This window comes from Hyphomonas sp. CACIAM 19H1, from assembly GCF_003325995.1.
Classification (GTDB): Bacteria; Pseudomonadota; Alphaproteobacteria; order Caulobacterales; family Hyphomonadaceae; genus Hyphomonas; species Hyphomonas polymorpha.
The window spans coordinates 2,267,273-2,289,283 of sequence record NZ_CP016437.1; the positions used below are offsets into that span (position 1 = coordinate 2,267,273).

General features: G+C 60.7%; 15 protein-coding genes. 6 read left to right on the forward strand and 9 right to left on the reverse strand.

Annotated elements, in window-relative coordinates:
- Positions 1 to 251: 251 nt before the first annotated feature.
- The gene (locus tag BBF93_RS10570; protein ID WP_114105866.1) at positions 252 to 2,648 is read left to right on the forward strand and encodes a serine/threonine-protein kinase; all 2,397 of its coding nucleotides are present in this window, start codon (positions 252 to 254) and stop codon (positions 2,646 to 2,648) included.
- Positions 2,649 to 2,652: 4 nt separating this feature from the next.
- Here BBF93_RS10570 and BBF93_RS10575 read toward each other — a convergent pair whose 3' ends face one another.
- The gene (locus BBF93_RS10575; RefSeq protein ID WP_114107055.1) at positions 2,653 to 3,195 is read right to left on the reverse strand and encodes an ECF-type sigma factor; all 543 of its coding nucleotides are present in this window, start codon (positions 3,193 to 3,195) and stop codon (positions 2,653 to 2,655) included.
- Between the two features lie 247 nt (positions 3,196 to 3,442).
- Complete coding sequence (locus tag BBF93_RS19520) at positions 3,443 to 4,096, reverse strand: HU family DNA-binding protein (protein WP_233349084.1); 654 nt, start codon at positions 4,094 to 4,096, stop codon at positions 3,443 to 3,445.
- Between the two features lie 189 nt (positions 4,097 to 4,285).
- Between BBF93_RS19520 and BBF93_RS10590 the strand changes: the two genes are divergently transcribed.
- Positions 4,286 to 5,599 (forward strand): ferric reductase-like transmembrane domain-containing protein, encoded by a 1,314-nt coding sequence (locus tag BBF93_RS10590; RefSeq protein ID WP_114105868.1) that lies wholly within the window; start codon positions 4,286 to 4,288, stop codon positions 5,597 to 5,599.
- A 163-nt stretch (positions 5,600 to 5,762) separates the two neighbouring features.
- Here the strand turns inward: BBF93_RS10590 and BBF93_RS10595 are convergent, their stop codons facing one another.
- Positions 5,763 to 7,301: an alkaline phosphatase gene (locus BBF93_RS10595; RefSeq protein WP_114105869.1), complete on the reverse strand. Its 1,539-nt coding sequence runs from the start codon at positions 7,299 to 7,301 to the stop codon at positions 5,763 to 5,765.
- A gap of 116 nt (positions 7,302 to 7,417) precedes the next feature.
- Complete coding sequence (locus BBF93_RS10600) at positions 7,418 to 10,021, reverse strand: TonB-dependent siderophore receptor (protein ID WP_233349085.1); 2,604 nt, start codon at positions 10,019 to 10,021, stop codon at positions 7,418 to 7,420.
- A 227-nt stretch (positions 10,022 to 10,248) separates the two neighbouring features.
- On the opposite strand from BBF93_RS10600, the gene BBF93_RS10605 reads away from it, so the two are divergent.
- Complete coding sequence (locus tag BBF93_RS10605; RefSeq protein ID WP_114105871.1) at positions 10,249 to 11,016, forward strand: HAD-IIA family hydrolase; 768 nt, start codon at positions 10,249 to 10,251, stop codon at positions 11,014 to 11,016.
- A gap of 5 nt (positions 11,017 to 11,021) precedes the next feature.
- Here the strand turns inward: BBF93_RS10605 and BBF93_RS10610 are convergent, their stop codons facing one another.
- Positions 11,022 to 11,924, reverse strand: a complete 903-nt coding sequence (locus BBF93_RS10610) for a MurR/RpiR family transcriptional regulator (RefSeq protein ID WP_051612239.1) — start codon at positions 11,922 to 11,924, stop codon at positions 11,022 to 11,024.
- 203 nt (positions 11,925 to 12,127) lie between these two features.
- On the opposite strand from BBF93_RS10610, the gene BBF93_RS10615 reads away from it, so the two are divergent.
- The 3 genes from BBF93_RS10615 to phnE are packed head-to-tail and all read left to right on the forward strand — an operon-like array spanning position 12,128 to position 14,837.
- Positions 12,128 to 13,051 (forward strand): phosphate/phosphite/phosphonate ABC transporter substrate-binding protein, encoded by a 924-nt coding sequence (locus tag BBF93_RS10615; RefSeq protein WP_114105872.1) that lies wholly within the window; start codon positions 12,128 to 12,130, stop codon positions 13,049 to 13,051.
- Complete coding sequence (locus tag BBF93_RS10620) at positions 13,048 to 13,833, forward strand: phosphonate ABC transporter ATP-binding protein (protein ID WP_051612238.1); 786 nt, start codon at positions 13,048 to 13,050, stop codon at positions 13,831 to 13,833. The genes BBF93_RS10615 and BBF93_RS10620 overlap by 4 nt, the downstream gene beginning before the upstream one ends.
- Entirely contained in the window at positions 13,830 to 14,837 is a 1,008-nt protein-coding gene (gene phnE, locus BBF93_RS10625; RefSeq protein WP_114105873.1) for a phosphonate ABC transporter, permease protein PhnE, read from the forward strand. Before BBF93_RS10620 ends, phnE begins: the two co-directional genes overlap by 4 nt.
- Here the strand turns inward: phnE and BBF93_RS10630 are convergent, their stop codons facing one another.
- Genes BBF93_RS10630 through BBF93_RS10645 form a run of 4 tightly spaced genes read right to left on the reverse strand, consistent with a single transcriptional unit; the run spans position 14,838 to position 22,011 of the window.
- Positions 14,838 to 17,369 carry an FG-GAP-like repeat-containing protein gene (locus BBF93_RS10630; RefSeq protein WP_114105874.1) on the reverse strand — a complete coding sequence of 844 codons (2,532 nt, stop codon included), beginning with the start codon at positions 17,367 to 17,369 and terminating at the stop codon, positions 14,838 to 14,840.
- Between the two features lie 18 nt (positions 17,370 to 17,387).
- Complete coding sequence (locus tag BBF93_RS10635; protein WP_114105875.1) at positions 17,388 to 19,004, reverse strand: AMP-binding protein; 1,617 nt, start codon at positions 19,002 to 19,004, stop codon at positions 17,388 to 17,390.
- Positions 19,001 to 20,647, reverse strand: coding sequence for a carboxylesterase/lipase family protein (locus BBF93_RS10640; protein WP_114105876.1), 1,647 nt, complete (start codon positions 20,645 to 20,647; stop codon positions 19,001 to 19,003). The genes BBF93_RS10635 and BBF93_RS10640 overlap by 4 nt, the downstream gene beginning before the upstream one ends.
- Positions 20,644 to 22,011, reverse strand: coding sequence for an MFS transporter (locus tag BBF93_RS10645; RefSeq protein WP_114107057.1), 1,368 nt, complete (start codon positions 22,009 to 22,011; stop codon positions 20,644 to 20,646). The genes BBF93_RS10640 and BBF93_RS10645 overlap by 4 nt, the downstream gene beginning before the upstream one ends.

Below are 22,011 nucleotides of genomic sequence, written 5' to 3' on the forward strand. Positions count from 1 at the left end.
GACGGCGTGAGGCCGCCAATTCCAGCCAGCACAAGAACAGAACCGAAGAAGAAGAAGCCCACAGCCTGCCAGGCATGATCGGCTCTCCGGACGCCTGCAGGAAGGCATCTGTTGTTGAAAACAGCGTTCGAGCGAAAAAGCGGACATGCGGAGCGAAAAAAGTTTCGCGGTAAACCTTCTGGGAGGTCTGGCCTTGCGCGCAGCGCTGGGTTCCGGTCAATTTGGCGGGGGAAGACGGGGAGCCGCCATCCATGGACGCAGCACAGTGGAAACGCCTCTCGGCGCTTCTGGACGAGGCGCTGGAGCTGCCCGAAGAGGCCCGGCTGGACTTCATCGATGCGCAAACCCGTGGCGACGAAGACTTGCGCCGGTCGGCGCGCGAAATGCTGCAGCGAATGCAAAAAAGCGCAGACTTTCTGGAAAACCGCCTGCCCTTTGACGGACAAAGCCGGACAATTCCGGACAATCTTGGACAACGTGTGGGCGCCTGGCGCATCGATGGGCTGATAGGCCGGGGCGGGATGGGCGCGGTTTACGCAGTATCCCGGCAGGATAGCGGGTTTGAGCAGCATGGCGCGCTGAAGCGCCTGCCAGAAGGCTCGGACGAGGGCCGGTGGCGGTTTGAGGCGGAGCGGCAGATTCTGGCGCGGCTGGACCATCCCGGCCTCGCGCGCGTGTATGATGGCGGGGTGGATGCCGGGGGCCAGCCCTGGATGGTGATTGAGCGGATTGAAGGCGGACCGATTGATACCTGGTGCCGGGACCATGCGGCCGATTTCTCCACACGCATCCACAAGGCGCTTGAGGCGATCGAGGCGGTTGCCTTCGCTCACAAGGCCCTGGTGCTGCACCGCGATCTCAAGCCAGCGAATGTGCTGATTGACGCGAGCGGCCGCGCCCGGGTGATCGACTTTGGTATTGCCAAGCAGATGGATCTCAGTGCGCGCACAGAGGGATTGCTGCCGCTGTCAGCGCCTTATGCCGCGCCCGAGCTTCTGACGGGTGAGCCTGTTGGCCCGCCGTGCGATGTCTATGGGGCCGCTGCGCTGCTGTATGAGTTGATGATGGGCAAGCCGCCGATCAGCCTTGAGGGCGTTCCCGTGGCGCTGGGCGTGGGACGCATCCTGGATACCGTGCCCGCGCCGCTGAATGCGGCAGCCTCGCCGGTGCTGGCAACAGCCCGAACCCGGCAGGTTGCTGATCTCAACGCCGTGCTGCAGAAGGCGCTGCGCAAGCCGCCGGGAGATCGCTACGCGACCCTGGAAGCGCTGGCCGAAGACCTGCGGCGGGTGCTCAGCGGGGACGGCGTGGAAGCGCGCGCCGGAGAGAATGGCTACCGGCTGAGACGGCAACTGTGGCAATGGCGCTGGCCGGTGGCAGCGGCGGCAGCCATCATGTTGAGCCTCACAGCAGGCCTCGTCACCACATTGTGGCAGCGCAACGAAGCCGTCGCCGCGCGCGATGCGGCGCTGGCCGAAGAAACGCGCGGTGACGCGGTGCGCCAATCTCTTTACCTGCTGCTGGGCGAGAGCGCTGAAGCGGGCGGAACAGACGCAACGGGCCGCGAAGTGCTCCAGCGCGCTACCAGCCGCATTCGCCAGCAATATGTGAATAATCCCGCCGAAGCCGCGCCCCTTCTCCATGCTTTGGGAGAGCTCTATTTCTTCATGGGCGACTATGAAGAGGCGATCTCCGTTCTCCGGACGCTGATCCTGACGGGAGAAGAAGCCGGCGCGCCGCCTGATACGTTGGCGCTGGCGCGGTTTGACCTTGCCCAATCCTTGGTACGCACAGGCGGGATGGAGGAAGCCGCAGACCTTCTGAGACAAGCGCAGGCATTCTGGAGCGCTGATCCGTCGAAATGGCGTATACGGTTGATTGATAGCCGCCTGGTGGAGGCACAGATTTTGCGCGCTGCCGATCCCGCAGCCGCTGCCCGGTTGCTGGAGACGGCGCTGGCCGACCATATCGCGCTGCATGGCTCGGCGAACCGGCAGGCAGGCGTCTTCCAGAACAATCTGGGCGTGACCCTGCAGACGATGGGCGATCTGAACGGAGCGCGGCAGGCAATGGAAGCGGCATGGGAAATTTGGCGGACAACCGGCCTCTCCGAAACGCCAGATGCCTTGAACACCGCCAATAATCTTGCCGCTGTCGAAATGCTTCAAGGCCGCGCGGAGGTGGCTGCGCCGCTGTTTGCCGAGGCGCTTCGCCTGCGGCGCAATCTGTTTGGACCCTCTGCGGCCACCGCGGCGCTGCTGAACAATTACGGCAAGGTTCTGCTGCAGCTGGAGCGCCCCGCCGAAGCCCGGCCCCTGCTTGCCGAAGCGGTCGATATGGCCGCGCGATACTCCGGCCCGGGATCATTGCTGCATGTGGCAGCGCTGTCGGGCTTATCTGAAGCTGAGGTCGCCAATGGCGCCAGCGGCGAAGCGCTGGCGGAACAAGCCGTGAGACTGGCGGGCGAAAATCCTGCGGCGCGTGTCATGGCCAACATCGCCCACAGCAGGGCACTGGCGGATGCCGGAAAGCCGGACCAGGCACGGGAGGCGCTCGCACACGCAGAGACCGATCTTCCCGCCCTTGGCCCATCCGGAGCACGCCTGCAACAGGCGGCAGAGGACGTACGTAAGAAATACGGGCTTTGAGGGCTTAACCAGGCGTTTCAGATTCCTGCGGGGGCTCCTGCCCCTCAATGAACATCATCAGCAAGGCCTTCGCCTTCACCCAGTCGCGCCGCACCGTACGGTCGGTAACACCCATCAAGGCGGCGGTCTCGGCTTCCGAATAGCCGGCAAAGAAACGGTAGTGCACGAGTTCCGCCAGGCGAGGCGAAACCTCCGCCAACTGATCGAGCGCGCCACTCAATTCCACCAGCCGCTCGTCGCTCTCCCAATAGACCGGCATATTCTCGTCCAGCGGGTCCAGCCTGCCGCCGCCCCGCTTTGCCGCCAGACGCGCCTTGGCGTGGTTTACCAGAATTTGGCGCATCGCCAGCGCTGCCGTTCGCAGAAAATGCTTTTCATCCGCATATCCCCCCGAACGGCGCAGCTTCAGGAACACCTCATTCACAAGGACCGTGGAGCGGAGCGTTTCGGGCGAGCCTGCCCGGCGGCCGAGCACCGCCGCCGTTCGCTTCAGCTCCGGATAGAGGGCGTCGATCAGACGCTGAACCTCCCCTTCCCCCGGCTGCAAATTCCCCGATTCCGACCCAGATTCCGACACGAACCACCCTTTCGCGATCTGCGCGCCAACCTAGCGGCCCTGACGCGCAGGGACAACCGGTAACCTGGACAGACTTTCGGACCGGCCACAACTCTTGCAGTGGGCGCCGAGGGGCCCACTGCCTATTACTCCGCTCACTGCTTTTGCCACGCCCCCAAAAGAAAACACCCGGCCTGCTGGCGCGGGCCGGGTGTTTCCGTTCAGAATGAACCGCTGCTTAGAGAACGCGGTCCTTGAGATCTTTCGACGGGCGGAAAGCAACTTTCTTGGACGCCTTGATCTTGATGGTTTCGCCGGTTGCCGGGTTGCGGCCTTTCCGGGCGGGACGCGCGCGAACCTGCAGAATGCCGAGGCCCGAGATGCGCAGCTTCTTGCCCTTCTTCAGGTAGCCGCCCATGCGGTCGATGAAGTCGCTGACGACGAGTTCAGCCTGCTTTTTCGGCATCTCATGGGCCTCAGAAAGCTCTGCAGCAATGTGCTTCAGGGTCAGCACTTCAGGCGTAGCGGCCTTCTTCGCAACGGCTTTTTTCGCCGGGGCTGCCTTGGGAGCAGCTTTGGGCGCGGCCTTCGCAGCAGGCTTCTTGGCTGCGGCTTCTTTCTTGGCGGGAGCTTTTTTCACCGCGACTTTGGCAGCCGGGGTTTTCTTGGCGGTGGTCGGTTTAACGGCCATTTCTGTTTCCTTCAGTAAGTAGGTCGGTTGATACAGCAGCAGCCTTAACACGGGGTTTTCGTCTGCTTTAAACTCTTTCAGATAAACTCGATTCGACGTGGATTGATCGCATATCGCCACCGCAAGAACTGCGCAAGTGGCGCAAAACGGCTGGTTTTCGCTTATTCTTGCACAAAATTGCTGCGGAATGGAGCCCCACAAGATTACGATTGAGCGAGACAAACTGCGCCCGCAGGCTACGAAATCTTCGGTTCTTAGTCCCTGGACGGACTATAGTTGTCGGGTAAGAACCGCAGGACCAGCCCGTAGGGTGAGACCGCCTGCTACCTATGGAACCATCCCATCTATGGCGCGTTTGGCACTAATGATGCCAGCCCCCTTCACGCTTCCATGAAAAAGCGCGCCGCCTTCTGGGTTATTGCAGCCTTTTGCGTTCTGGCTGTTCCATTCCTTATACTGATATCCGGCCAACCTGCACCGGGCACTAGCCTGTTATGGGATTTCTCGAAGGGCCTTGGCTTTGGCGCTCTGGCTGTGGTGGGCCTGCAATTTATTCTGACGGCCCGATTTCGGGGCATGGTGCAGCCTTTCGGCATCGATATCGTCTACCTTTTTCATCGCTATATGGCGATGGGCGCACTGGCCCTGATGCTGGCTCATTTCGGCATTCTGTACATCTGGTTCGAGCCGGCGCTGGGAGATCTTAATCCGCTCACGGCCCGCTGGGAGCTTACCATCGGCCGCGTTGCGCTGGTCGCGTTTGCGCTGCTGGTGATTACCTCGGAGTTCCGCAAGCGGCTGAACGTAGAATATGGCTGGTGGCGCACAATGCACGTGGCGCTGGCGATCATTGCCTTTGCTGCCGCCATCGCGCATGTGCTCGGCGTTGGGCATTTCACAGCGGCGGCGGACAAGCGCGCAATGATCTTTGGCGCAAGTGCGGGCTGGCTTCTGTTGCTTGTCTGGGTGCGCGTGATCCGGCCCTGGCGTCAGACGCGGAACCCCTGGCAGGTCGTCAAGAACATTCCCGAACGCGGAGGCGTTCACACGCTGGTTCTGGAGCCGCGCGGCAAGGCGCTCAAAGGCTGGATGCCGGGGCAGTTTGCATGGCTGACCATTGGCAATTCCCCCTTCGGCCTGCGCGAACACCCTTTCACGATTTCCAATGCACCTGAAGACGGCCCAGCCGTGTCTCTTTCCATAAAGCCGCTGGGGGATTTTACCGGCGAGGTCATCAAGGCAGAGCCGGGAACGCCGGCATGGATTGATGGTCCATACGGAGCATTTTCCATAGACATGGAGGCGGCGACCAGCGGCTTTGTGATGGTCGCCGGGGGCATCGGCATTACGCCCATGATTGCCAATCTGAGGTCCATGAGGGCACGCGGTGACACGCGCCAAGTAATCCTGTTTTACGCCAACAAGGAATGGAGCGAGGTGACCCTACGGGAAGAATTGGAGGCTCTGGCCCGCGATATGGATTTGAAGGTGGTCCATGTGCTGGAAAAACCGCCGGAGGACTGGGACGGAGAAAGCGGGTTCCTGGACCAAGAAATTCTCGAGCGCCACCTGACGGAAGAAACGCGCGCCTGGTCTCATATGTTGTGTGGCCCGCCGCCCATGACGGACGCCGCCCGCGCAGCGCTGCTGGCAATGGGTGTACCGCTCTGGCGCATCGACTCTGAAATCTTCGACCTGGTGTGAAACATGCGCCCTATCCTCGCCACCCTGATCGCCGCCCTCCTCCTTGTCTGGACCGTCCTGCTGGCGCTGCTGTTTGCCTTCGCAGTCAACCGATGACACACGCAAAGAAAGGGCTGGCCCGAGATGTTCCGGCCAGCCCTCCCCCCTCTTTTTTGAGAATAGATCAGATATCGCGGGTGCGGATCTCGACGTCCGTATACACACGGGAATCTGGGCGGCCAGCATCTTCGACGACCCGGAAATCACCGGCGCAATCCTTTTTGCTGACCGTGACACGCAGATACCCGCGCTGCTTGCCATTCAGATGCGACACATGAGGGTTCGCCTCGCGCGTCACTTCCATATCACGTGCCCAGGGGCAGCCTGAGGAGATGGAGCTGCCTACAAGCTCGTGGCCGATGCGCTTCGAGCGGGTGTCAAAAGGCGTCTGATAGAGCGTTGACGCCATGGCGGTGTGCCAGTCGCCCGTGAGGAAGATCGGGTTCTTCACACCGGCGGCCAGCATATCCGCCAGGCGCTGACGGGCGAGCGGATAGCCATCCCAGCTGTCAAGATTGGTGACAGGCGCTTCGGGCGGCGCGTTGTAGCGATAGGGCGTGAACCACACCTGCGTGGCAATCAGGTTGAACGCGGCGCCGGAACGCTTCAGTTCCGTGTGCAGCCATTCTTCCTGCGCCTTGCCCATCATGGTCTGGGCGGGATCGTTGGCTTCTTCACAATAGGCTTTGCGGCCATCGCCGCAGGGCTGGTCGGTGCGGAACTGGCGCGTGTCCAGCAGATGAACCTGCGCCGGACCGAGGCGGAAAGCGCCATGCATCAAGAGGCCGGACTCGGTGCCCTTGACCCAGGGCGGCGTCTCGATCGGCATATGCTCATAATAGGCCTGGAATGCGGCGAGCTTGCGAACGCGGAACTCCAGATCGGTCTGCTTTTCGGGATCCTGAGGGATCGCGCCAGCCCAGTTGTTGTCGATCTCGTGGTCGTCCATAGCGACGATCCAGGGCGCAATCGCATGCGCGGCCTGCAGATGGGGATCAGTTTTGTAGAGGGCGTAGCGGTTGCGGTAATCCCAGAGCGTGACGATTTCCGGGCCATTATGGAGGCGCACGGTTTCGAACAGGCGCCGTTCGCCGGCACCAACGTCCCGCATATAGGAGCCAAGCGTGCCGACGCCGCCCTCATAGATATAGTCGCCTGTGTGAATGACGAGATCAGGCATCCATTCGGCCAGATCGCGATAGGCAGCGTAATAGCCGGCCTCATAGTGCTGACAGTAGGCCAGCGCGATGCGGGCCTTGTCGTTATTGGGGCTTGTCGTCCGTGTCCGGCCTATGACGGTATCTTCATCATTGTAGCTGAACTGGTACCAGTATTCCCGGCCAGGTTCGAGGCCTTCGCATTTATAGTGGACCGAATGTGCCTTCGCATCAGATGTGGCCACCATCTCATCACGGATGACATCGCGCATGGCAGGGTCGCGGGCGACGCGCACGCGGACTTCGACACGACCGGGAGGCATGCCGCCGCCTCTCAACGGATCGGGCGCAAGCCGTGTCCAGAGGATGGCACTCTCCGGGCGCGGGGTGCCCGAGGCAATACCAAGCGTGAAGTAGGCAGCTGAATTGTCAGCGAAGCTGCGTTGGGACGCCATGGCGGCGGCAGCAGCACCAGTAAGCGCAATAAACGACCTGCGGGAAAACATGCGTGATTTCTCCTGAATGGAAGGCGGGCGAGCAGAGGACCGGCCAGCAGCCCGGGGAAAGCCACTGGCCGGTAGCAGCGGATGGCGGCGCGACATGATCGCCGCCATCACGCAGATCAGAAGCGGTACTCGTACTGGATCCAGGCAGAACGCGGTTTGCCGTTCCAGCCATACTGGCGGTAGTAAGCGCTGTCATTGACACCGACCTCACCGCGGACCACAGCGCGGTCGAGCGTCAGGCTCGCGCCGCCCGAATAGCGCTCATAGTAACCCTCATCGAGGAGGTTCACGCCGCGGATGAGAATGCGGTGCTCGTGGTCCTTGCCGAAGAAGTACTGGATGGACCCGTTGAGAACGAAATAGTTGCCGAAGTTGACGTCATCGACCACACGGTTGCCATTGGCGTCGACGAGGCGGGCTGCGGTTGTCGGCGCATAGGCCCATTCCGGCCCCTGAAGGCGCGGGTTAAGCGCGAAGACCCACTGATCGGTGGGCTTGTACGTCAATAGGGCAGATAGGGTCCATTCCGGGCGTTCGCCGGACTGGCGTTTCTCCTGAGACCCTGCCGCACCAGGGGTTACGAAGCCCAGGTTTGCCGTGGTCCCATCCAGACGGGCCGGGAGACCAAATACCGGGTTGGTCTCAAGGGAGTCCATCATGGTGTAGGACACGTCGCCGGAGAACGGGCCGTAGTCGAAGGCGAGATCGACTGTGAAGCCTTCGATTTCCTGGATATCCAGGGTGTTGACAGCTACGATTTCCGATCCGTCGAGGCCAAGGCCCGCCGCCGTGGCGCAGAAGGCGTCAGGGGGCACGATGCTAGCCCGGTTCCGGTTGATGATGTCGAGGCCGAAGGGATTGCCCTCATATTGCGTGCAAACCGACTCAACCGATCGCGTACCGAACTGGTTTTTGATGTCGGTCTTGAAGTATCCCATCTCGATATTGAAAGTGCCGCCACGGAACGAGCCATCCATACCGATACCGGCATTCAACGCCTCAACCGATTGCGGCTGAAGGCCAGGATTGACGTTCTGGTTGGCACCATAGGCGCCGATTTCGTCGATCTTGGGCGCCGAGTAGGATGTACCACCGCTAGCGCGGGCATAGAGGCCAGCCGGAAGGTTTTGACGAAGACCGATCTTGTAGATCATCTCATCATCAAATCCATCATTGAAATCCTGACGGACGGCGAAGGAGCCATTGAGGCCTTCCAGAACCGGCAGGCTGAGACGCAGGTCACCATAGACACCCGTCGACGTGACCTTCACGTCCTTGACCCCGAAAGAGGCGTCGGACGCATCTTCATAGGCGGTATACTGAACACCGCCAACAACTTCGACGAGATCGTTCAGGCGGTATGTGCCGCGGGCATTGATCCCATAGTCAATGTAACCGGAGCGGCGGTTATCCGTCGATCCCCAGCCCTTGACCGGTGTGTTGTCACCGAAGGAGGTGGTCGTCTCGATCACGTATCCGATAGGCGCGCCAATCGGGAACGGGTTCTGAATGGTGCCATAGGGTTGGCCGAAATAGGGGCTGCTCGGATCCTGGTTCACCATCCAGCCATTTTGCGCGCTCGTGGCTGCGCCGCTTGTCGTTCCGTAGGGATTTGTCACGCAGCCAGCCGGGAGGTTCGGGACTGTGGCGGCAAAGGCTTCGTATTGTGCTGCCGTTGCGAAGCCTGTGATCCCTTGGGACGACGCAATCGCGCGCACGTCTGCCGGCAGATCCTGCAGGCGAGGCGTGCGGCAGACGCGAGCCAGCAACTCATGGTTTTTCAGCTGCGGCTTCTGCCAGTGAGAGTCGACCTCAATCCGGAGATTGTCCGAAAACGACTTCTTGTAGTTCGCCGTATAGATCGGGAACTCGGTGAAGTTGGGCGTGTAAATTGTCGAGTTCGGGAAGGAGTCATGGAAGTCGATGGTGGAGAAACTTGCGCCCAGGCGCAGTTCAGAGGTCGCATCAATCTGCCAAAGATACTTCGCGCCGATGCTGTTGAAATCATACGGGTAGGGCTGGAAGCCACCGAGGGCGAGGACGTTATCACCATAGGCGGAAACATCGAAAAGCTCGTGCGCATCAGAATGATACGACCGACCATACACCAGGAAACTGTGCTTGCCTTCGGAGTCTACCGGCATCGACACATTGCCGTAGATTTCGCGGGTCTTGAATGACCCAGCATAGACGCCGATCTGGCCTTTTTTGGTGCCGTCAGGCTCTTTAGTCTTTACACTGACAACACCGAGACCGCCGTTTGAGCCGAAATACAACGACTGACCGCCGCGATAGACCTCAACGCTGTCGATCATACGCGGATCGATAGCGGTAGCTGGCCACAGATCTTCTGACGGGCTGGACCGGTCGAAATACGGAACGCCATCTACCAGAAGCAGCGTATCACGGTCCGTACCGCCGTCGATGCGGATGGTGAACTCGCCTTCATCAGGCGAATAGCCAATGTTTGCGCCGCGGATCAGACCCGCAGCCGCTTCCCCAAAGTTCGTGAAGCCGCCCGTTTCAATCTTCTGGGCATCGATCAGCTGAACCTGGTTGCCGAACTGTACGAGGTCAATCGCCATCGGCGTTGCCTGGTCCACGCGGCGGCCCTCGACCAGCACCGTGCTGAGGCGGGCCTCATCTTCTTCCGCAGCTTCGGACTGCGCCATCACAGGCGCCGCGAAGCTGGCCGAGACCAACGCGGCCCCAACACTCAACAACAGTCTCTTTCTCAGATCGTATCTCACCGTCACCCCTCCGAGGTTCAGATTGCGCCGGTCTGGCCGGGCAACCGCAATAGCTTTGCGCGCAATCAGTTCTGCGCAGGGCTCGGGTAGCCGGTGAATGTGACGCGTCGGTGAAGTTTGTGTAATTCAAATATAAAATTTGCTCATCTCAAATTTTCTATCTTTTGAATTATTTTCATTTCGTCTAAGCCGCCGCTATGAAGAATGTTATTCCCCTTGAAGAGCTGCGCAGCCGGGACCCCAAATCACTCATAAAGTCCGCTGACGGATTTCTTCTGGATTGGGATGGGTGCTGCGCAATTGACAATGTTCTCGTTCCTGAAGCCGCAGTATTTCTGCGCGCCCATCAGAATCGGCTGGCAATTGTGTCGAACAATTCCACCCACACCCCGGACGAAATGCGCGCCATTCTGGACAAATCCGGCATTGAACTGCCTCCGGAACGCATACTGCTGGCCGGCATGTTTGCCATAAAGCGGGCGCGGGATCTGGGGCTCAATCGGGCCATGATCATCGGAAGTCCCGCCATGAAAGCCCTAGCCCAACGCTCCGGCATTGAAGTTGTGCGGGAAGAAGCTCAGGTTGTTATTCTGATGCGGGATACACGGGTGACCTATGCTGCGCTGGAACGCGCGGCAAACTGCCTGGTCGGCGGCGCAAAACTCGTCGTCGCCAATCCGGACGGCTCGCACCGCGGGGCCAATGCACGTATCCGGCTTGAGACCGGCGCTTTTCACGCCGCCCTTGAAGCGGCGGTCGATCTGTCTCAGGCCGAGACCGAGATTATTGGCAAACCGAGCGAGGGCTTTTTCCGTGAAGCGTGCCGGATCATCGGCACTTCCCCTCACCGCACCGTGATGCTGGGGGATAACCCGGATACCGACATTAAAGGGGCAGTCCAGATAGGGATGCCCTGCCTTCTGGTTGCGCCGACCCCGCAGGAATTCTTCGCGAGGCTGATCTGACTCCCTCAGAAGCGCTTGATCGAAAGGACGTCGAAAGTTTCTCGAAGCGTTTCGGTAGCATGGTCGTAATCCGCCATGGCGAGGGCCGCAATCAGCGTATCGATGACGCAAAGCTGGGCGATCCGGCTGGTCATGGCTTCCGTACGGAAGCGGGTTTCCTTCGACATCGTGTAGAGTTTGATATCGGCATAAGCCTGGATTGGGGAATTGGCGAAGTTCGTGATGACAATGGTTTTGGCGCCGGCCTCATGCGCCAGGCGGGTAGCGGAAAGAGTTTCATGCGTTGCGCCTGAATGCGAGATGGTCAGCACCGCGACATTCGGGCCCGTACGTGAAGCGCTGATGGCCTGGATATGGCTGTCCACCACGACGCGCGCATCGATGCCGATCCGCAGCATACGGTATTGTGCGTCTTCCGCTATGGGCGCGGAGGATCCGATTCCATAGATCTCGATCCGGTCGGCCGCCCGAATTGCCTGCACAGCCTGATCAATCGCGTCAGCGTCCACAACCGACAGCGTATCGCGCAGCGCCTGAATGCCGGCATGGAACATTTTACGGCATATGGTTCCCGTATCGTCTCCTCGCTGGAGATCCTCCTGTATGAACTGCACGGGCTGAACGGTGTCCTGCGCCAGGCTGAGCTTCAGTTGCTGAAATCCGGTCAGACCAAGCTGGCGGCAGAAATTGACAACACTGCCATCACTTGCCCCCGTCTCAGCGGCAAGTTCGGTCACCGACATGCCAACAACGCGGCGCGGGTTGTTGAGTACGAACTCGGCAATGGAACTCGTGCTGGGCCCCAGGGACGCCTGCCGGATACGGATGCGGCTCAGGACATTGCTGACAACTGCCGTATCCTTCTTCACGCCTGGGGTGCTTTTGGACTGCGTCTCTTTTTTCTTCATTGCCTGCTCCCTGAACACCTGCGGGTGTTGTGCCGGGCGCCCGCTGCCCGAAGAGACCCATCTGCCGCACTTTGCGGGAAAATAAAATCTAGCACAGGCAGAATTGAATAAAATTCACAAACAACCCTGAAATTTTCCCTTCACGTCACATTAGTGTTGCGGCGAGCCGCTAGCCTGCGGGCGGACGTAAAAAGGGGTTAGCCATGCGCATCATTGCGGCTTTGCTATTCATCTGGATGTGGGGGACGCTCCCCGCGCTGGCCCAAGCGAGGGACGGCAGCGTCCGCCAACCTCTGGAGGTCATCCTGATCCCGGCGGATGGCGGCACGGAAGACGGCACCCGGGCGGATTTCCTGCCCTTGTTCAATGCGCTGACCAAGACAAGCGGCCTGCACTTCCGTGTGCGCGTTGGCCAGAGCTATGCGGCGGCCATCGAAGCAGTGTGCACGGGACTTGCGGACGTCGCCTGGCTTGGCCCGACATCCTATCGCGAGGCCCGTGATCGCGGATGCGCCGAGTTGCTGGCCGTGGAATCCACCAATGGCAGCGCGACCTATTTTGCGGGAATTTTTGCGCTGAAAGACAGCGGCATTTCCAGCGCGCAGGATCTGCGCGGGCGGTCTGTGGCGTTCGGCCCACCGCAATCGGCAAGCAGCTTTGTTTTTCCCATCGGCATACTTCTGGACGCAGGCATTGATCCGCGGAAGGATCTCTCTCAGGTGCGCATCGGGGATAGCCACACCAGCGGACTTGTTGCCCTGGACAACGGCCTGGTGGACGGCGCCGCTGCGTCGTTCGTATCGTTCGAACGCGCAGCAAATTCGGGCGCGATTGATGCATCCCGCTTTCGGATCGTGGGACGCTCGGCCCCTATTCCCAACCCTCCGATGGTGTCGGCCCAAGCGCTGCCGCCAGCCGTAAAGTCCAGACTGCGCGCCGCCCTTGGCGCTCTGCATGAACAACCCGGCATATCTGCCGATGATATTCGCGGATATGGCGGAAAGCGGGTCGACCGGTACGATATTACGATCACGGACGATGACTTTGAAACCGCCTTTCGCCCCGTAGCAGGTGTGGATAGCGCGTTTACGGCCGCCTTGGTGCGGCGCGCGGGCACTTACCGGTGACGGACGCGCGAAACACCGGCCCCAGCCTGAGCCCGGCCATACTTAGTCTTTCGGGCGTAAGCGCAGCCTATAACGGCATAATTGCGCTTCAGGGGATTGATCTGGACCTCCGTGCGGGTGAGTTCTGCGTCATTCTTGGCCCGTCAGGCTCGGGGAAATCGACCCTGTTGCGGGTAATTTCCGGGTTGGTGCCCGCCTCTTCCGGGCAGATCACATTGCAGGGCATCCAGCTTACCTCGGTCACACGCCGGCAGATTCAGCGTAAACTGGGAATGGTGCATCAGGACCATGGGCTGATCGACCGGTTAAGCGCCGTCCAGAATGTCATGGCCGGCCTGGCAGGCGAACTGCCGCTCTGGCGGCTGATGCTGCGTCTCTATCCCCCGGCTGTGAAAGCCGAAGCATGCCGCCTTCTGGCCGAAGTGGGGCTTGACGAGAGCCATGTAAACCGCCGGGCGCGGGAGCTTTCCGGCGGCCAGCGGCAGCGTGTGGGCATTGCGAGGGCATTGATGGGAAGGCCCGCCATCATCCTGGCGGATGAACCCGTCGCAAGTCTCGATCCGGCAACTTCACGCGACATCATCGCCCTTTTACGGCGAACGGCGAAGGAGCGCGGCGCCGCGGTGCTCTGCTCGCTGCACCAGACGGACCTGGCACGTGAATTTGCAGACCGGATTTTGGTTATCAAGGCCGGGCACAAAGAGTTTGACGGCGCTCCGCACGCACTTTCCGATAGCCCCCACACACCCGAACCGATCCTTAAACGGAGCGTTACAGCATGACGCGGAATGCTGCTGGCGATCTTCGCCCGCCTGAGGCGTGGCGGTTAAAGCCGGTCTACGGCAGCCGGACACTGCTGGCCGTTCTGGCCTGCTTTGCGTTTCTTGTATGGTCGGCGCCGCGCGTGGAACTGAAAGTCTTTGTACGCAATGTGCAGGAGTTTGCAGCCAATATCGGCACGGGGTCTGACAGCTCCCAGATCGGGCGCGGGCTCGCCTCGATCGAAGATAAGATGTTCCCGCTGGTGATGGACGAGCGAACGCCTCTGGAAGCGGGCAGTGAAACGCGCGCCTGGCCCTCGCGCATTGAAGAGGTGACGCGGCACGAAACGGCGCTGAACCCTGAAACCCTCGAGATCGAAACGCGCGAGATTACAGAGCGATATCTGGTGCAGCCATTTGGTTATCTGCTCTATGTCTGCGGAAAGATGCTCCAATCAATAGAGATGGCAATCTGGGCGAGCCTTTTCGCGATGCTTGCCAGCCTCTGCCTGATACCGCTCGCCGCACGGAACTTTACACCGCACCCCATAGTCCGCACGGCTGCACGCTCCCTTGTTTCGCTTTTGCGGACCATACCGGAACTCGTGAGCGCGCTGTTTCTGGTGCTTCTGTTCGGCTTCGGCCCTGTGGCGGGCATTCTTGCCCTCACCCTTCACAGCATCGGATTTCTTGGAAAGTTCTATGCAGATGATGTGGAGACCGCAGATGTACGCCCACAGGAAGCGCTGGCCGCACTCGGCGCAAGCCGACTGACCGTGCTCCGCCTTGCAGTCCTGCCAAACGTCGTTCCCTCATTCGTGGCGCTTACGCTTTATGTGGTGGACCGGAATATCCGTATGGCGACAGTTATTGGAATTGTTGGAGCAGGCGGCGTCGGACAGGAGCTGAAGGGAAGGTTTGACATGCTGCAATATGGGCATGTGGGAACCATCCTTCTGGTAATATTCGCCACGGTGCTCGCCCTGGATGCGTTCGCCAGCCAGGTACGCCGGCGCCTGATCTGATCAGTCCGTATTGTCTGCTGGCCTGTATGTTTGACCGCGCCGGTACTGCGTCAGCCAATCCTCTGGCGGCAGGGACATTTCCTGGCTGTCCACAGGCCGGGCCGGTATGTAACTCCGGGCCGGCGCAGGACTACGCATCTGCTCTATCCAGAACACGCCATCCAGCGCGCCGCTATTGCCGCGTGTCGACACAAAGTCCAGATCCCCGTCTCCATCCATATCGACGGCTATCCATGCGTCATACATGCCGCGCACCCGGCGGGAGATGTCATGCCGTGTCCAGGCGCCCTCCTCCGCCCCCGGATTCTGGAACCAGGCCATCCGTCCAAGCGTATCCGAGGGTGTCGCCTCAGGATCATCCATCAGCCGGGGAGCACCGGAGAATGTGCCCGCCAGAATGTTCAGCCCCGAATATCCGCCCGCGATCACATCCAGGTATCCATCGCCATCAATGTCCGCCAAGGTGAGACCGGCTATCCAGTCCGGCATCACGTCCCCGATACGGCGCATGCCCCAGGGCTGGCCGAGGGATTCAGGTTGTTTCAGCCACGCCAGCCCTATGTGCACCGGTGTGTCTGGCGCCGTCTCAAGGACATTCACGACCAGATCCAGCCGGCCATCACCGTCAAGGTCGGCCCAGTCGGACTGAAAGGCATTGGCACGCGCCTCCCACCCGCTCGGAACGCCAAATGCAGCTCTGATATTAATTCTGTGCACGGTCATATCAAGGGTGCCATCGGCACGCACCGACCGGTTCTCCAGGATGAACATTTCCTGCCTGTTCCGGGCTGCAGCGAGCACATCCAGATCGCCGTCCCCATCGACATCTACAGGCTGGGCGGTGTTGGCGATTTCATCGCTGAGGAGAACCTGCTCGCGCCAGGAGCTCTGATCCAGAGGCGGCCCGTCCAGCAGGAACAATGAGGTAGTGCTTTTGATGCGCTCCTGGTCTTCAGGAGCGATTATATTCGTGCCACCCTTGTTTGCTGCGGTAACGTCAAGCTGGCCATCTCCGTTCAGGTCAGCCAGGAACACGCGCAGCCAGGAGCCTCGTCCCGTGGTCACCTCCGGGATGATTGACGACCAGGCCAATGAGCGCGCCTGCGGCCCGGGATTTTCGAAATAGATGAGGTGGCCTTCTTCGCACGCCGCCATGATGTCGGGCCAGCCATCCCCGTTCAGATCGCCGATTGCGACATCCTCCACGGCGGCGACCATGGCGCCTTCGCCCAGCGTTACCAGATGCCAGTCCTGCGGACCCGTGCCAGCAAAAGCGATGCGGATATGTCCGGAATCCTCATGCACCGACACGATGTCTGCCTTTCCGTCACGATCCAGGTCAGCCATCGCAACCCCGTCGCCGCCGCGAATGGCCACACCGCCATTCACATCTTCCGCATCAATCAGATGTTCGCGCCAGCTGATGAAATGGCCATCGGGCGACCGGGCCTGCGTCATCATTTCGGCGACGTTTGGGGGTGGCCTCGGCGTCTCGGTATCGCCCAGCAACAGGCTCAGAAACTCTGTGTCCTTCCAGTCTGATCCCCGCCCGGCCCGGAGCGCTTCAAAGTCAAGGTCCGCCTGCCGCACGACCACCAGGCCGCGCGAGGGGATGAGATAAAGACGCTGTCCGCCCGCCCCCGAAGCGAGGACAAGATCAGGCGGAAACCGGTCAAGGTTCTGGCGGAGGTCAGACCCACGCGTTACCGGATCAGGAGATGACGACGGACGGGCCAACCACCAGGTCAAGCCATAGGCCGGGTTCGTTTCGCTTCCCTCGAACATTTCGGCGAAAGCATCCGGGGCAACGAGCAGCGTCCCATCCGGGCTATAGCCGCCGCGAAGAACGAACTCACCGAACACGGACCATTCACGCGCGGACATCAGCGCGCCTTGGGGCATCAGTGGATATCCATCTGTGCCTTGCCGCCAGCGATAGCCGGTTATGCCCAGGGGGCCAAGAATACGCCGGTCAAAATAGGCAAGCGGATCTGCGTCCAGCCCCGCGGCAAGAAGCTTGCGGCGCATGATCTCGCCGAAAAGCTGCATGGGCACAGGGCCATACTGGAACCGCTCCCCGGGCGCCGCGTTGAAGCCAACGTCGACCGCGCCGGCATACCCTGGCGGATTCCCGATCTCGCTGGGCTGACCCTCCACCATCCAGAGGATTTGTCGCAGCGTGACGCGAGATTTAACCGGGTCATCGGCCCATTCCGGCAATGTGTCTGCGGCGAGTTCATCCAGGGACAGCAACTCGTCCTGAACGGCGGCAGCCGCCATGACGCCCACGAAACTCTTCGTTCCGGACCAGAGCTCATATGGCGTTTCAATGCTCGCCCCTCCCGTGCTGCAGACGACATCTCCGTTTTGCAGCACAAGGACGGAAAGGCCTCGGTGGGATTGCGAGTAAGCAATCGCCTGAGAGCAGCCCGGAAGGGTTTCCGGAAGCGGGTTACCCTTGAGACCGGCCGGGCTGGTCGTGCAGGCTGCCAGCATTAGGGCGGCGGATGCCAGACAGGAGATGAATTTCATCGGCCAGTTTCCTTTTGCTCACGGAAGGTCAGCCTGTAAGACTCCGAAATCAGCCCTGAGCTTTTGTTTGTCGATCTTGCCTGTGGCAGCCAGTGGCATTGCAGGCAGGCGGATCACGGTATCAGGAATCCACCAGCTTGCCACTTTTCCTTCGAGCGGCGCCAGAAGAGTATCATCATCTATCTCCTTATCGTTGCGGAGTTCGACGATCAGATGCGGACGCTCGCCCCATTTGGGATGCGGCTGGCCAATCACAGCGGCGAGCGACACTTCCGGCAATGCGCTGATGATTGCTTCTATTTCAGCCGGGTTTATCCACTCCCCGCCAGATTTTATGAGATCCTTGGCGCGCCCGGTGATGATAAGATGTCCGTCTTCGTCGATCCGTGCCAGATCGCCGGTTGGGAACCATCCATCATCACCAGCAGCAGACTGATCCTGCCCAAGATACCGCTCGACCACGGATGGACCACGCACTTTGAGATGTCCCTCGGCGCCGCGTTGCAGTGGTAGGGGTTTTCCGCTGGCATCGGTAATGAGGAGATCCATGCCGATGGCAGGGCGGCCAGAGAACTCGGGGGAGCGCATAGGCGCATCTGGCGGCATGATCACGCCGAGCGGAGAAAGCTCCGTCATCCCCCAACTTGTCTGCACGATGATGCCAAGTCCTTCCTCCAGCCGCTGCATCAGCGCGGGCGGCATGGGCGCGCCGCCCACAATGATACGCTTCAGGGAGGGCAGCCGCAGACCTGTTTCATCCAGATAATCGATCAACCCCAGCCAGACGGTGGGCACGCCGACAGCGATGGTTACGTTCTCTTCGCTGATAAGCCGGGCCAGGCTGGCACCATCACTGCGCCGCCCCGGCAGGACGAGCTTGGCGCCCACCGCAGGGGCCGCAAAAGGAAGCCCCCAGGCATTGGCATGAAACATCGGAACCACGGCCAGCACGGCATCTTGCGCCGTAATCGCCATGACATCGGCCTGCAGGACACGGAGCGTATGGAGATAGCTGGAACGATGGGTGTAGGCGACGCCTTTGGGCGCGCCAGTTGTGCCGGAGGTAAAGCAGAGGCCCGAGAGCGCCGTTTCGGGAAATCCCCCCCAGACCACCGGCGCGTTCGCTCCTTCGGCCAGCAGCGTCTCCAATGACGCGACCGTCGAAAGGCCTGCTTCCGGGCTTTTCTCCGCCTCAGGCGTATTGGTGACCAGTATCTGCCTGATCCCAGGCACCTGCTCGGCCACCTGGCGAGCCAAGGGCACAAGATCACCGTCCACGATCAGTATCTGCGCTTCAGACTGGGTCACCATCGCGGCAAGATGTTCGGCCGTCAGACGTGGGTTCAGCGTGTGGCATACTGCCCCCATTCCCATAATACCGTACCATGCCTCGACATGCGCGCGAGTGTTCCAGGCAAGCGTCGCCACACGATCTTCAGGCTTCACGCCCAAGCGAGACAAGAGGCCCGAAACTGCCCGGCACCGAGATTCCAGCGCCGCATAGCCTGCCCTGTCACTCGCCGCGCCCAGCACATCCCCAGCCGTGACAAGCTCCGCATCCGGATGCCATTTGGCGGCATGGCTGAGGAATTTATCGAGGGTCAGGTCATAGGCCTGCATACTGTCTACATTCATGGGCAGTCATTTCCTGCGGGCGGGATGACAGGTGCCTTCACGCCGATATTCCAACTCCAGAGCTGTAAACCCTCCGCGCGCTGCCGACACATGACTGTCTCATGCAGATCGAACATGCCGGGATCGAGATCGCTGGCCGGCCGGGGCGTTCCGGCAAAGCTCATATACGCTTTGCCAGGCGCAAAGGGGCGCCATTCCGGAGTGCCAGTCACCGCAGGCCGGCCATCCCGCGCGAATGAAACCCAATAGCCGAGCATGACATCGGAAAGCGCCTGCTCTTCTGCAGTTTCTGGTATTTCGGGCCAGAAACGCGGCGTCTTCCGGAGATTTCCAAACGCATAGGGGATCTCGGCGGCATGGAACCCCTTCAGATCCAGCGTCGAGGCGGCCGGATAGTCATGATCGAAATGATAGAGATAGGCCGCTTCGCCAAGCGCGGCCTGATCCCGCACCAGCCGCGTTGCCGTCCAGCCGTAGAGCGCATCGCGCGGCGCCGCGAGAGCTGCCTCTACAAGATCAGAGGACGGATAAAGCCGAAGATACTCATCGGCCAAATCCCCATACCGCTCTCGGATGGCCTCTTCATAAGCCTCTCCGCTTTCCGGCACGGGCAACATCAGGAACCGCATGGACCGGATTTCCCCGCTGTTGAACCCGGCAAGAATAGGCACGCCAGCCTGCTCGCCAGCATCAAATGTGTCGACGAGTTGCCGTTTCAGGATTCTGCCATCAACTGTGCCCCAGGGCGCATACCCTGCTGCTGCCGCGGCAGCCGTCAGAGTTTCACCGTCCAGTGCGCGGAGACCGGCAAGATCGTTTGCGCCAGTCGCCTGGGCAATGTAGCTGCCCACATCCTCCGCCGCGAAATGACCATATCGCGCCGTCTTCAATTCAGGCGTCGGAATGAGATAGGCGCTTTGGGCAATCGCCTTGTGAAAAAGCCCCCGGGCATCCGGCGCCGCCATGAGGTACATTATGCTCAGCGCCCCGGCAGACTCGCCGGCAACCGTGACGTTGGCGGGATCCCCGCCAAAGGCTGCAATATTGCGCTGGACCCAACGCAGCGCCTCAATCTGATCCAGCAGGCCGTAATTGCCGGACACGCCGTCAGGCGATTCGCCGCTGAGCTCCGGATGGGCAAGATAGCCCAGCACGCCCAGCCGGTAGTTGATCGACACCAGCACAACGCCTGCCTCTGCCAGCGCTGTTCCGTCATAGAGGGGCTCACCCGAATAGCCCGCGGTGAGGGAGCCACCGTGTATCCACACCATCACAGGCGCAGATGTGGCCTCTGCAGGCGCCCAGATGTTGAGTGTCAGGCAGTCTTCGCTGACCGTTTCGGGCGGATTGGCATATATGCTGCCTTCTCTGGGGCGAGGCTGGATGCAAGCCGGACCGAAGTCAGAGGCTGCAAACACCGTCTCGAAGGGGGCAGTTGGAACAGGCGGTTTCCAGCGGTGCTCCCCGACAGGCGCCTCCGCATACGGAATACCCTTGTAGACCGCGACATCTCCCGTCGTGGTTCCCGCTATCATGCCAGCCGGAGCGCTGATGACAGGAACAGCGCCGCCGGCCTGCGTTGCACACGAAGTAGCCAGAAGCACGGCCGTGAGGGCTGCAAGAATAGAATTCATGCGTTTCATGGCTTTGTCCTCTGCGCTTCTTCCTTCCGGATTGCGTGGGCCAGCCAAAGAAACAGGAGGACCGCCAGACCGTAAAACGGTGTCAGTGTGTAGAATGCAAGTTGGAGCGAGTTTTCCGGGTTTGCCACTCTGAACATGTCACTCGCCATGCCGAGATAGGTCGGCCCAAGACCGAGGCCGATAAGGTTCATGATCAACAGCAGCAGCGCGCCGGCCAGCACGCGTTGATCCGGGCGAACCTCTTCCTGCACCAGGGTGACGGCTGGCGAGAGATAGAAATAGTTGAAGAAAGTCGGCCCGATCAGGAACAGCAGCGCAAGGGGCCATCCGGGCGCCCAGACAAAACCGAGGAAAAAGGGAATGGCCGCCGCCAGGCCGATAGCCGGCACCAGCGCATAGGCAACTTTTGACTTTTGGCCAAACCGGTCGACCAGCCAGCCAGATACATACATGCCGGCAGCAACCCCGACTCCGAGAAGGATCGAATAGTACAGCGCCAGTTCCTGTAGCGTCATACCCTTCTCGCGCATCAGGAACAGCGTCGTGAAGTTCAGCGTGGCATAGGTGACAAACTGGATAGCGCCGCTGGCCAGCGCCGTGAGGATCAAAACCGGCCGTGCAAAGAACATCCGTATCGTGCTCCAGAAGCCGGATCCTGCCGAAGGTATTTTGCCTGCGGATGCCTCAACGGCCGGTGCTGATGGCGGGGCATCAAGCCTTCCCTTTTCAGGCTCAGGCACGAAGAAATACACAAACAGCGCGGTGGTTATTCCAACCACGCCAAGCGAGATGAACGCGATGCGCCAGTCAAATGCCGCCGCCATGGAGGCACCGAACGCCACACCGAGCGCCATGCCGATGGGAGGGCCGAAATTGAACAGGGCCAGCGCTGTTCCGCGCCGTCCTGGAGGGAAATAGTCCGAGATGATGGCATAGGATGGCGGCACGCCGCCTGCCTCTCCAACACCGACCGCCAGCCGGCCCACCACCAGCTGCGGATAGCTGCGCGCAAGGCCACAGAAGAGCGTCGCTGCGCTCCAGATGGCGCACGCAAACGACAGCACTTTCACCCGGTTCGTGCGGTCTGCAATCCAGGCGACGGGGATGCCCAGGATGCAGTAAACCAGAGCAAAATAGAGGCCGGTGATCCGGCCAAGCTGACCATCTGTAATGCCGAGTTCATCCTGAATGGGCTTGGCAAGAATGGAAATGATCTGCCGGTCCAGAAAGTTCAATACATAGACAAAACACAGAATGGCGAGAACGAACCAGGCCTTCCCATCCGGCCGCGCATAAGGCGCGGCCGGCGGGACAGCGGTTCCGGGCGGGGAGGCGGCCTGTACCGCGCTGTCTGGGCTGGGCAT